The 12,857-nt window shown below is 31.8% G+C and carries 11 protein-coding genes; 8 read left to right on the forward strand and 3 right to left on the reverse strand.

The features are described from left to right. Window positions 1-764 precede the first annotated feature (764 nt). Window positions 765-2,405, forward strand: coding sequence for a beta-N-acetylhexosaminidase (gene nagZ, locus BED47_RS06930; RefSeq protein ID WP_069033049.1), 1,641 nt, complete (start codon window positions 765-767; stop codon window positions 2,403-2,405). A 489-nt stretch (window positions 2,406-2,894) separates the two neighbouring features. Here nagZ and BED47_RS06935 read toward each other — a convergent pair whose 3' ends face one another. Both BED47_RS06935 and BED47_RS23650 read right to left on the reverse strand, forming a co-directional pair. Continuing rightward, on the reverse strand, window positions 2,895-3,596 hold the full coding sequence (locus BED47_RS06935; RefSeq protein WP_069033050.1) for an FHA domain-containing protein: 702 nt from the start codon (window positions 3,594-3,596) through the stop codon (window positions 2,895-2,897). 179 nt (window positions 3,597-3,775) lie between these two features. Further along, entirely contained in the window at window positions 3,776-3,952 is a 177-nt protein-coding gene (locus BED47_RS23650) for a hypothetical protein (RefSeq protein ID WP_175403464.1), read from the reverse strand. A gap of 195 nt (window positions 3,953-4,147) precedes the next feature. Here BED47_RS23650 and BED47_RS06940 point away from each other — a divergent pair, with 195 nt between their 5' ends. The 7 genes from BED47_RS06940 to BED47_RS06970 all read left to right on the forward strand — a co-directional run bounded on the left by BED47_RS06940 (window position 4,148) and on the right by BED47_RS06970 (window position 12,096). Further along, window positions 4,148-4,615 carry a hypothetical protein gene (locus BED47_RS06940; protein ID WP_069033051.1) on the forward strand — a complete coding sequence of 156 codons (468 nt, stop codon included), beginning with the start codon at window positions 4,148-4,150 and terminating at the stop codon, window positions 4,613-4,615. Window positions 4,616-4,780: 165 nt separating this feature from the next. After that, window positions 4,781-6,169, forward strand: coding sequence for a PLP-dependent aminotransferase family protein (locus BED47_RS06945; RefSeq protein ID WP_069033052.1), 1,389 nt, complete (start codon window positions 4,781-4,783; stop codon window positions 6,167-6,169). 217 nt (window positions 6,170-6,386) lie between these two features. Then, window positions 6,387-7,499 carry a flavin monoamine oxidase family protein gene (locus tag BED47_RS06950; RefSeq protein WP_069033053.1) on the forward strand — a complete coding sequence of 371 codons (1,113 nt, stop codon included), beginning with the start codon at window positions 6,387-6,389 and terminating at the stop codon, window positions 7,497-7,499. Then, a complete protein-coding gene (locus BED47_RS06955; RefSeq protein WP_069033054.1) occupies window positions 7,499-8,311 on the forward strand; it encodes a VOC family protein in 813 nt (270 codons plus the stop codon). Before BED47_RS06950 ends, BED47_RS06955 begins: the two co-directional genes overlap by 1 nt. 267 nt (window positions 8,312-8,578) lie before the next feature. After that, window positions 8,579-9,739: a murein hydrolase activator EnvC family protein gene (locus tag BED47_RS06960; RefSeq protein ID WP_069033055.1), complete on the forward strand. Its 1,161-nt coding sequence runs from the start codon at window positions 8,579-8,581 to the stop codon at window positions 9,737-9,739. A 1,042-nt stretch (window positions 9,740-10,781) separates the two neighbouring features. Continuing rightward, entirely contained in the window at window positions 10,782-11,171 is a 390-nt protein-coding gene (locus tag BED47_RS06965; RefSeq protein ID WP_069033056.1) for a YidH family protein, read from the forward strand. Window positions 11,172-11,433: 262 nt separating this feature from the next. Then, window positions 11,434-12,096 carry a peroxiredoxin gene (locus tag BED47_RS06970; RefSeq protein WP_025568834.1) on the forward strand — a complete coding sequence of 221 codons (663 nt, stop codon included), beginning with the start codon at window positions 11,434-11,436 and terminating at the stop codon, window positions 12,094-12,096. 245 nt (window positions 12,097-12,341) lie between these two features. Here the strand turns inward: BED47_RS06970 and BED47_RS06975 are convergent, their stop codons facing one another. Further along, a complete protein-coding gene (locus BED47_RS06975) occupies window positions 12,342-12,797 on the reverse strand; it encodes a DinB family protein (RefSeq protein ID WP_025568833.1) in 456 nt (151 codons plus the stop codon). Window positions 12,798-12,857 lie beyond the last annotated feature (60 nt).

The raw sequence follows: 12,857 nt of genomic DNA on the forward strand, positions 1-12,857 counted from the left end.
GAGCACCCCTCCATTCCAATCAACTTTTTCATCAAAAAAAGTATACACTAAATCCTAATCAAATAGCCTTTACTTAGAGTAATCTAGCAGTTTTTATTAATCAGTTTGTAGTTCAATTAATATCGAACATTAAACTAAATTAGTCAAATGAATTTGTTTTTCTAAGAATAAGCTCATAATTTTTTAACTTCTGAAAAAAAATGTCTAGTGTTATTGGAATCATAAAATTGCTCGAACATATTAACATTTAAAACCATTACAAGATCATGCAGAAAATGATAATTTCATCATTATTAAATGTTCATTTAATGTCCGTTTTCCCTATTGATCATTTTATATTTCAACACTCTGAAAAAGCTAACAAATTAGTTAGCTTTTTTTACTTTACATATTAAATTAATTTTATTTTATCTTTATCTTTACCGAACTAATTTAAAATGAATAACTGATTAGTGTTTGCTCTCGACTTATTATAAAAATATTTACAGGAAGGGTATATTTGTATTAATTAATAGCATATAGAAAAAAATACGGATTCTCCTTTTTTTGTAGAAAATTAGTGAGATTCTAAGGTTTAGAACGAGCATTCTCAAATAGCTGATTTGATGTCGGAGTAACATTTATAAAACTATTACTGGATCAAGATTAGATTTGTATTAAATCATATATTTGATACAAAAAGTTTATATTTTAGAAACATTTATTTGCTATGATTAGATAAAGGTCAATAATGCACACATCATTTTGAATTTAGAGGTGAAAATATGAAAAACAATTTTAAAAAATTATCAATGATTGCGATTAGTAGTTTCATATTATTATCTGGTTGTATCGAAGCTAAGGCTCAGAACAATGTTAGTGTTTCAAAAACTGATCCGATACTTGTTGAACTAAATAAACTGACTCTTAAAGAAAAAATCGGACAAATGATGATCGCTGGTTTTGACGGAACAACATCAAGTAATGCAGATACTCTTTTAAAAAATTATAAGTTAGGCGGCGTAATTCTCTTTGGAACGAATATAAAAAGTCCGAGTCAATTAGTAAACTTAACAAATGACATAAAAACATACAACAAAAATAACAAGGTACCTTTGTTTATCTCTGTCGATCAAGAAGGCGGTAGGGTAAATCGCATGCCTTCAGCTGTTTTAAATACACCTTCTGCGAGAACAATTGGAAATAAAAATAATATGCAGTACGCATATAATATAGGTAATATGATTTCAAAAGAACTATCATCCTTTGGATTCAATACAGATTTTTCACCAGTATTCGATATACAAAGTAATCCTAAAAATACAGTAATTGGAGATCGTTCGTTTGGTACAAATTCGAGTATTGTTTCAAATATTGGTATTGGAATGATGGATGGAATTCATAAAGGAAACACAATTCCTGTCATTAAACATTTCCCTGGGCATGGGGATACATCAGTAGATTCTCATTTAGAACTTCCTATAGTGAATAAAGACCTAGCAAGTTTAAAAAAGTTTGAGTTAATTCCATTCAATCATGCAATAAAAAATCATGCGGATATGATGATGGTAGCTCATATAGTAGTAAAAAAGGTAGATTCAAAGTATCCAGCATCTATGTCAAAAGCGGTGATAACTGATCTTTTACGAAAACAATATGGTTATAATGGGGTTGTCATAACGGATGATATGTCAATGGGCGCTATAGCGAAACACTATAACTTAAGTAACGCAGCGGTTACTTCTATTAATGCCGGAAGTAATATAATTTTGATTGGACATGGAAATGAAAACGTTAAAACCATCTACAATAGTATATATTCAGCCGTGCAAAATCACAAAATATCAGAAGACACAATCAATAAAAGTGTCTATAAGATTTTAGCTTTAAAACAAAAATATAAACTTAACAATAATAAAGTTCAACCTGTCAATGTTACAAATTTAAATAATCAAATTAAGAAAGCAGTTACTTATAACAATGAAACTAGTAATAAGCAGTACTTACTCTTAAAAAATATTTCAACAAAGGCGAATGAAGGAAAAATTATCAATGCAGATTTTAATGTAACGAATTCGACTATTGACGGGGTAAAGGAAAAATGGGGAAAAGAAAACAGTAGTGTATATGTCGCCGCTGCTAAAGGAACATATAACACTTACACAAAGAGAAACGTAGTAGTTGGCTATCAAAAAAGCCATTTAATATTTGAATTACGTTCTTTTGATCCACAGTTAAACTCTTTAACTATTAATAATATAAAAAATTATTTTGGCTCACCTAGTTCAGAAGTTACTACCTCAAACAATGAAAAAATCATAACGTATTCAATTGGATCAAAAAAGCTTAAATTTGTTTTTCCTTTAAAAAAACAAATTGTATTGGATCATTATTCAATTTACAATCCTAATAATGTTAATAAATAATATGAGTAATTAAGTGGTTAGTAAATACGTAAAATAACAAACTATCAACCTGTTCCTGAATCGGAGCAGGTTTTTTCTTTTTCTGAAATTGTAATTTTAAATGTTAGTGTTTTGTTATCAATGTGATATTGAGTAAGAAAGCATGAAGTAATATCTTTACATGAGTACATAATTTTTTATAAGTCGATTTTGATTTAATTTGATCAATGCGAAAAAGGGTGAATTGTATTGTTTTATTTATTAATCGTTGTTGGAACTATATTAGCGTACATTCTGTTAATTCTACCTGTATATGTATGCGCAATATTTCTGGTAGTTGGTTCATTATGTTCATTTATTGCAATATATATTGAATTAACTATTATAGAGAAAAAAGTAAGAGCTAATTTATTATAAGCTATATAAATAATCGCAAAATAAGTAATTGTTTTTAGTTAATTTTAAAAAAAAGAGTGTAGAATTTTTAAAATTACTACACTCTTTACTCTATTACATATCCTCTTGATCAAACATATAACCATATCGAGGAACAGATATAATCTTATGTCCGTATTTACCTAATTTCTTACGTAATCTATATAAAAGGGTATTAATTTCTTCCCGTCCTACATCAGGCTGCTCAATATCTTTCGTCATTCGTTCCGGCCAAACATTTATTTTAATTTCATTATAGCTAACTGCGCTATTGGCTCTTTGATATAACAACAAAAATAATTCTGTATCTTTACTAGTTAGATGGATTCTTACGCCGTCAATTAAAATTTCTCTTTTAACTACATTTACAGTTATTCCAATGCTATCGTTTATTTGTTTATCTAAAACTAATGGCATATCAAGTGTGTCTCCAAGGTTCTGCTCTGATAGATTATGAAAAATAAGTACAGCGGCACCACTTGCAAGACTTATACAATCGCCATCACGAAGGAAAAATGGTTTATTTTTCTCTATAGAAATATGATTAACTTGTGTTCCATGTTTACTCATGAGATCAACGATGGTGTAATTTTCTTCTTTATCGAAACTAATTAAAGCATGTTTTCTTGAAATATATTGACTTGTAAAAGGAATATCTGGGAAATCATCACCCCACGTACGACCTAGCAACGTTTCATTAAAGGAAATGGGAATTCTATTTTGGTTTGTGGCTGTTTCTCCTTGTTTTATAGAAAGATACACATTTTGAATACTCATGAAGTTACTCCTTTGAAAACTAATCTAGTTAAACCAAAAAAGAGTATATCATATGCAACTAATTTGTAAAGATAATTGATTGTTTATTGTGTCTTCTAATTTGTATATGCAAATTGAAAAGAGCTAATCGTCATGTATTCGATTAGCTCTTTTTTCTGTTAATTGAGGCATACTTACAATTATTTCAGTTTAGAATTCTTATTCAGCTTTTCAATATTTTCATTTCTTTCTCCGCCATCAGAAAGGTCTTCTGAAAATTCATGGTCTGCTTTCTTGCCTAACAGAAGCTCAGATGTTCGGATTGTGCTAGATGGCAAATTATTATTCGCTGCGGCTTGTTCATTCCATTTACCCATTAAAATCACCTCTTAAGATTAGTATTGGAATTTGTTCATGTATTTATTTAGAATCATGTAAAGAAATGAGTATGCCAGAAGAGTAAAAGTAGAGGTGAAGACATTTGTAAGAATACTTTACCAGTTGTCTCATATCGTTTAATAGAGAGAAACGTGATGAATGAATAGTGTTTTATGGAAGAGAGGATGCCACTGATGAAACGTTTTGCAACGTATTATCCATATGAACAAAAATTAGTGATCGAGGGTCATCACAAACTCATTCAAAAGGAAACGAAAAATCGACAATCGTTTGTTGATTCAAGATTCATGTTCGCTCATCTGGCGAAAGAGATAGGAAAGAAAGTGGTACTAGTCTGGTTCGGAGTAGTTGTAGTAGGTTTACTGATTCCAACAAGTAAACTTTTTCTACACCCAGTCTTCATGACCATAGAGAATGCTTACTACCATGCAATCGATTGGTTGTATTATGATGTTGGGCAACATATTCATAACTTATCATCAATGAAGATGAGTTCGAGTCACTATACTGTTTCAATTGATGCACATCAAACACAAAGTAGTCCCATTGCAAAAGACGGTCATTTTATTCTTGAGAAAATCGATGGAAAAATGAAGCATCATTTCGAAGGAGTTAAAGATTTTCTGGAACGAAATAAATGAAGAAAAAACTCCTTGCCATGTTGGGGAGTTTTTATATTGGTTATATCATAATATCAGTTGGAATTGAAGACTATAGCAAGGCATACTTGCATAAAAGTCGATGGAAATTATATTTGTTTTATAAATCACACAATTATATAATTGTGTGAAAAAAGGATGCATATTATGTCAATTAATTCTTTCGAAAATTATCCGATGAGTTGGAAGCCATCGATTGATAAAAATAAAAAGCCCATCTATCAGGCAATCGCAGGGCAAGTGGAAAAAGATATTTTAAATGGCGTTTTATTACCTGGGACTAAACTTCCCCCACAGCGTGAACTGGCCGATTATTTAGATCTAAATCTTAGTACAATTTCAAAAGCGTTTAAAGTCTGCGAGTTAAAGGGATTGTTAAGTGCAACAGTGGGAAGTGGGACATTTGTATCTTATGATGCATTATCGAATGCGTATTTACTTGAAGATACTAAGCCGAAGCATTTAATTGAGATGGGTGCGACACTTCCTGATAATGCTTCATATGAGCCATTATTACTTCAACTGAAAAACATGCTGCAAGAGTCAGATTATGAAAAATGGTTTGGATACGGAAGAGCAGGGGAAAGTTTGTGGCAAAAGGATGCAGCTATAAAGCTAATCTTAAGAGGTGGATTTGAAACAACAGTTGATCATATTTTATTTGCAAATGGGGGTCAAAATGCGATTGCTGCTACACTGGCAAGTCTTTGTAAGCCTGGAGATCGCATTGGTGCTGACGATCATACTTACCCTGGCTTAAAAACGATTGCAGCGATGCTTAGCGTACAAATCGTACCAATTAAGTCAGAGAATTATGAAATGAGTCCAAATGCTTTTGAATATGCTTGTAAAAATGACAATATTAAAGGCATCTATTTGATTCCGGATTATCATAATCCGACAGCTTCTTGTTTGTCTATTGAAAATCGTAAAAAAATTGCAGCAATAGCTAAAAAGTATAATCAGTTCATTATTGAAGATGCGACATATAATCTCCTTAATGAAAAACCAATTCCAGCAGTAGCATCATTTGCACAAGAACACAGAATCTATATTGCGAGTTTATCAAAATCAATAGCACCGGGGTTACGGTTAGCCTGTGTTGCTGTGCCTATTCGATTCAAAGAGGCAATTTCAAAGGCACTTTATAATCTAAATATATCAGTTTCCCCTTTATTTTCAGAACTAGCGGCACGTACAATTGTATCGAATCAATTTGAAAACATAATTAAGATTCATCGTGAAGAAACCATTCGTAGAAATCAAGTCGTAAATAAATATTTGTCAGACTATACCTGTTTAGGTACTGAAACAGGTATATTTCATTGGTTACTGTTACCGGGAAAACTCACAGGTGCTGAATTTGAAAAGTTAGCTGCACAACAAGGGGTACAAGTGTATGCGGCGGAACGCTTTGTGGTTGGAAAAAGTTGTCCAGAGCGGGCTGTTAGGGTTTCCGTCTGTGCACCAGAAACGCTTGAAGAGCTTGAGCATGGATTGATGATTCTTGAACGATTACTACAAGATCTTAAGTAGTATCAATTACCATACACTTATTAAATTGTTTGCCACACAATTATAATGTTGTATGGTTTTTTTGTGCGTGTTAAGATGTTTGAAAAATAGAATTATTAAGTAGAATTAGTTTTCTAGAAAGTGGATTGAATGTGTTACGGGTTAGAGATTAATCGTTTTAGAATTATGATTAAATTACGTTTATACAATATTGACGTTGTCAGAGGGAGGACAATATATGGACAATCCTGTAATTATAGTTGGTGCAGGTTTAAGTGGTCTACGTGCTGCATCACTACTTACTGAAAAAGGTATTAAATGTAGAGTTCTAGAAGCAAGAGATAGGATTGGTGGTAGGGTTTTGAGTACTTCTGATCTAAACAGACCGGACCTAGGCAAATTTGACCTTGGCCCTACGTGGTTTTGGCCACAGTTTGAGAATCATATAGCTAACCTTGTAAAAGAACTAAATTTAGAAACATTTGAACAATATATGAAAGGCGAAATATTAAAAGAACGTTTTCAAATAAAACCACCAGAACGCTGTGTACTGAAGGAAAACTCAGACGAAAAATGGCTTAGATTAACTGGAGGTGTGCAGTCTCTTATCGATGCTCTAGCAGACACAATACCCTCAGAAATAGTTGAGTTGGAGACACGAGTTGAGAAAATTCAACTGAATGAATCTGGTAATATCACAGTTGAAGCAGAGCTTTCTAATGGGATGAGAAAAAAATTTCCTACAGATGCTGTTATTTTGGCATTGCCACCACGTCTTGTGGCGAAACACATTGAATTTTCACCTTCACTTCATCCAAATCTTATTACTGATATCGTAAAAAAACCTACGTGGATGGCGGGACAGGCCAAAGTAGTAGCAGTCTATGATCGTCCCTTCTGGAGAGAATTAGGACTTTCTGGATACGTATTGAGTGTAGTTGGTCCCTTAGAAGAAATATATGATGCCTCTCCTATTAAAGGCTCTGGTGCATTATTTGGTTTCTTTGGAATGCCACCAGAAGCACGTAAAAAAATGGGTCAGGATAAAGTTTTAAAATTGGTTGTTGACCAATTAGTTAAACTCTTTGGAAGTGAAGCTAAAAACGTAAAAGCTATTTTTTACAAAGATTGGTCCACAGATTCTGAAACTACTGTTGAGGAGGACTTAAGTCCTCTTAAAAATTACCAAAGCTATGGTCCACTCTCAGTAGAAGGCATGTGGGGAAAGAAAATTATATTTGCTGGTACAGAGACGAATTCAGATTATAGTGGACATCTTGAAGGTGCTCTTTTGTCAGCTGAAAAGGCGGTTGCTGAAATCATTAACTATCGATTGAAAGGAGTACGATAATGGATTTATACTTTGATCACCTAGTTTGGTTCTTCAAAAAACCAGAGAATGCAATTTTACCCTTAAAGGAAAGAGGAATTCATGTTGTAAAGGGAGGGCGTCATGAATCTTGGGGTACATATAATACCCTAACTTATTTTGGCTTAAGTTATATTGAATTTTTAGGAATTGAAGTTTTATCAATAGCTGAAAAACATGAGGAAAATCGATTAATTACGCAAATCGTAGAACAGCTAGCAAAAGAAAATCGGGAAGGACCTGCGACAGTAGCAATTAGAACGAATCAAATTGATGAACTAGCAAGTAAACTAAAAGCAAAAGGACTTACAGTATATGGACCGCTTACTGGGGAGAGAGTTCGTGCTGATGGTCAAGTAATCAGATGGTCATTGTTATTCCCAGAATATCCGGAAAAAAAGGTTAAGTTACCATTTTTTATTGAATGGGAAAAATCAGATGAAGAAAGGCATTCGGAATTAGAGGAACAAGGATTTATCGGATCACATATAATAGGTCAACCCAAATTGGAAAGCATTGGTTTTGTTGTAGATAATTTAGATAAGACATTAGAAATTTGGGAGAATTTGTTTGGCCTTAAACAAGAAGAAGAGTTCACTGATTCCGAAATCAATGCACGGTGTAGAATATTAAAATTGAACGGAACTAATTTATTATTTTGTACACCTATTGGAGATGGTCCGGCTGCTACGGTATTAAAAGAAAAAGGGCAGACACCTTTTTTAGTAAACCTTTCTCATACGAATCAAAATCACTTTTTTGAAATGTTGGATGGTTATTGGAAGTTCCAATAATTTATTTAAAGGTGAACCCATTACATATTAGCGTCAAATTCGTTGGAACGATAGCGGTTTGACGCTTTTTTTTATGTTTCTAGAAATTTTTAAGATTTCAATCACTCAGGTTGAGTACACTATGATTATATGATTTACTAATTATTTTTTTTAGTGTTGCAAAGAGCTTGTAAAAAACTTGTAAAAAGAGTGTAGTCTAATTTGCATTAAATTGTTACATTTCTAAGTTAACATATATAAGTATATGTCAAGCTTAGGGAGAAAACGATGAAACGAATTATTAATAAACTAATATTAGTAGCTGCAAGTTTATCACTCACTTTACTTCCAAAAGGTGTACTTGCAGAGACTTTACCAAATACAAAGATTAAGAGTATTCAAGATAAACGAGTAAAAGTTCAAAAAGAAGCGCAAAAAGCGAAAAATGAGATGGATCAATTAAAAGATCAGCAAAAATTGTTAGTAAACTCTTTAGATTCAATTAACTTATCCATTGAGAATGCAAAAATAAAGATGAGCCAAAAAGAGGCAGAAATAATAAATGGTAAAAAAGTAATAGAAGAATTACAAGCTGAAATAGAAGGATTTCAAAAACGGTTAGATCAGCGTCAAGTAATTATAAATAATCGTTTAATTACAATACAAAAATCGGGTGGAAATAACTCATATTTAAATGTTATTTTTGATGCAAAAAGTTTTGGTGATTTAGTTCAGCGAATAAATGCTATTGGTAAATTTATGAATGCAGATCAAGACATTGTTAAGGACCAACGGAACGATTTAGAAAAAGTTGAATTAAAAAAGAAAGACTTAATGTTAACTCAAAATAAGTTAGAAAATGATAAAAAAGATCTTCAAAATATAGAACTTACACTTGTTAATCAAGAAACTCAAATGAAGGCAATATTAAGCAAACTTAAGGATGATGTAAATGAAAAGGAACAAGATATTTTGAGTTTAGAAGAACAGGAAAACCTATTAAAAGATCAGGAAAAAGCAATAAAAGCCGCTTCAAGTATTACAGGTGGTGATTTTACTCGACCAGCGGAAGGATATGTATCTTCAGGTTTCGGATATCGTTCATTTGATCATGAAACGCATTTTGGCGTAGATATTGCAAAAAATGGAAGCACACCGATTGTCTCAGTAGCAAATGGCGTTGTCATACGAGCTTACCATTCATCTAGTTATGGTAATGTTGTCTTTATTACACATAATATCAATGGAAAAGTATTTACATCAGTTTATGCTCACATGCAAAAGTATCAAGTCTCAACAGGGCAAACTGTTTCAAAAGGACAAAAAATTGGAACGATGGGAAATACTGGGCATTCTTTTGGACAACATCTTCACTTTGAATTACATGATGGACAATGGAATGAAGCAAAATCAAACGCTGTAAATCCAGCGAAGTATATTAAGTTTTAGGATTTTATAAAACTATTCCTCCACACACATAAATTTTCATACATCTGCTGGAATAGAAGATATGGTGTAAATCCAAATGAAATTAATGCAGGAAGAAGTAGGAATCGATATTCGTAACCAAACTTCTTATGAAATATATTATGAATCTAAATAGCCGAGTTGATTCTCGGCTATTTTTTATATTTTTTCAATTATTTGATCCAGCAATGTGTTGTTCACCATTTTTTGTGGGACAAGTGTCGGTGAGGAGGGAGGGATCATTAACTTCCATTTTAGTTTCTTGCAGTATTGTTTTATAAGAAAAAATTACAAAATAAAATATATATTTGTTTAAACACTTCTGAGCAATAAATATTAGGAGGAAAAAATTTGCTTGCAGTCTTACCGGCTTTAATAATAATTTTTGTAATTTCTATTATTGTTTATTTTATTTTCAAAATAGTTAGAGGTATTAAATGAAATTCTCAAGATGCTACAACCGGACTTTATATAATGGAGGATAATAATGAATGAAAAATAATTATAGTAGAAGGAGTATAAGGCGGTGCTTCTGTAGACGCTCGTCTATGTAGGCTTAAGGAGCAAAATCATTTTATATTAAAAACAAATTATTGACGATATACCCCACAGGGTATATAATCACTTTTGTAACATAATATTTTTTAGTAAGTGAGGTATCAAATTGTTTTTAATTTTAACATTGATAATTGGTTTGAGCTTAAGAAAACTATATATTAGGTACTTTCCAATACGTGATATTAAATGTGTGGATTCATCATCTATAACAAGTGAAATATCAACAACTCAAATTATAGATGTAAGAGATTATAATGAGTCCAATAAAATGCCTATTATAAATGCTTTGAATATTCCTATAGGCTAAATATGAAGAGGATAATGATATTTTTAAATTTTGGATTAGAAAGGGAAAATAAAATAAAGTAAAAGGCGCACGGCTAATTGTGCCTTTCTTTATATAAAAAAATTATTCGAAGAGCAAAAGAGAATTGTAAAACACCTTACTTAAAATAGAGGTATAAGCATGGATAATACATTAAAAAAACAGAAAGAAACAACTGATTCTAAATATATACAACAACATTTGGCAAATGAAAGAACATATCTTGCATGGGTAAGAACATGTATAACAATTATGGGAGTAGGTTTCTTAATTACTAATCTCCATTTTGCTACTCTATCTTCTAGTGCAATTTTAGGGGATACACTATCAAAGATAATTGGTTTATCATCAATTATAGTTGGAATTTTTGCTTTAATAATATCAACTATTAGTTATTTTATAAAAGGAAATGATATTAATAATCAAACATATAGATCTTCAAGGATACTCGTGTTTTATTTATCGATTTCATTAGTGCTTATTTTTCTAATTTTTGGAGTTTATTATATAGATGTTTGGGGAATTTTTTAAATTCCTAATTATTATTAAGGTATAAAAATGATCCTCAATTTGAGGGTCATTTTTTTATAGCTTTAAATATCTCAATATAAAGTAACACACCAAAACTTTATAGGGCATTTAAAGTTAGTAGCATTAAATGAACCATTATGAATATGATTAGAGATGATAGTATTCCTTAAAAAATAAAAAAAGAATAGTTATTGTAATCTATTAAGAAATAATAAGTAGCTTTGAGTACCACAAAGATAGTTCTTAAAATGGAGGTACAGTAATGGAGCAAAATGAGCTTTATACAAAACCATTCATAGGTGATCTGTTTCCTGAATTAAAAGTTCAAACTACTCTTGGTGAATTAGTTCTTCCAACAGGTTTTCAAGGACATTGGTATGTATTATTTAGTCATCCAGGTGATTTTACTCCAGTTTGTACAACAGAATTTGTAGCATTTCAAAAAATGATGCCTGAATTTATGAAGTTGAATACTTATTTAATAGGATTATCTGTTGAGCAAGTTTACTCCCATATAAAATGGATTGAATGGATAAAGCAAAATCTTAATGTAGAAATAACTTTTCCAATCATAGCAGATAGCCTTGGCAAAATAGCTTCTAGATTAGGGATGATTCATCCGACGATTGGCACAAAAACTGTTCGAAGTGTTTTTATTGTTGATTCGACAGGAAAAATACGGTTAATATTGACATATCCAGATAATGTTGGACGCAATATCCATGAAATTATAAGAGCTGTAAAAGCATTGCAAATAGCAGATGCAAATAAAGCAGGGACACCAGCAAACTGGCCAGAAAATGAACTTGTAGGTGAACGATTAATTATGCCGCCACCAAATACAATTCAGGATGCAAATAAACGTATGGAACAATCAAAAGAAGGACAGATTCAATGCTATGATTGGTGGTTTTGTTCAAAGTAATTTAATAAAAGGAAAACAATCGATAATTATGAATCTTTCAAAGTTGTAAGCTAGTGTTGCAAAGGGGGAAAATCCATTTCAACTTTTAGTTTTTAATTAGAAAATTCATAAAAGAAAAATGCCGCGGAAAATCGCAGCATTTTTTCTTGTCCAATTCGTTTTTCAACAACTTGAAATCCATGAAATCATTTGTTTGATTTCATTTTTTTTACTCAATTTTTTCAATCTCTTCAAAAGATGATCGTTTATTTTGTCAATTTTGTCATTGTGATAATTTGACCTTGATGAAGCATTTCATGACTAATAGAGAAATGTACCATTTCGCCTACTGTTTTAAAATTAGCAATCTCGAATGGTGCAGCAGCCTCGTTTGTTTCATTAGCCACTTCAACTACACGTGCCATTTGACTTTCAAGTTGTTCTTTTATTTCTTGTAATGTTGGTATTTCGCCTGTCCAGTTTGCCGGACTCGTACCATTTCCAAAGAGCTCCTTATAACGAGCCGAAAGTTGCATTTTTTCAGGGCTGCCCAAATGCATTCCCAATTCAGTGACCGTATAAATATGACCGAGTTGCCAACGAAGCGTGTTATTCAAACCATCTAACTTTACATCTGCCATTTCCTCTGTAATGGCATCAAATTTCTTCAGTGTGCCCATGCGAACAAATTGAAATTGTTTGATTAGACTTTGTGATTGCATAAGATTATCCTCCTTATTTCCATCCGATAATTATACTTACGATGTAATGGAAGTGTCAAA

The organism is Gottfriedia luciferensis, assembly GCF_001712755.1.
GTDB lineage: Bacteria > Bacillota > Bacilli > Bacillales > Bacillaceae_G > Gottfriedia > Gottfriedia luciferensis_B.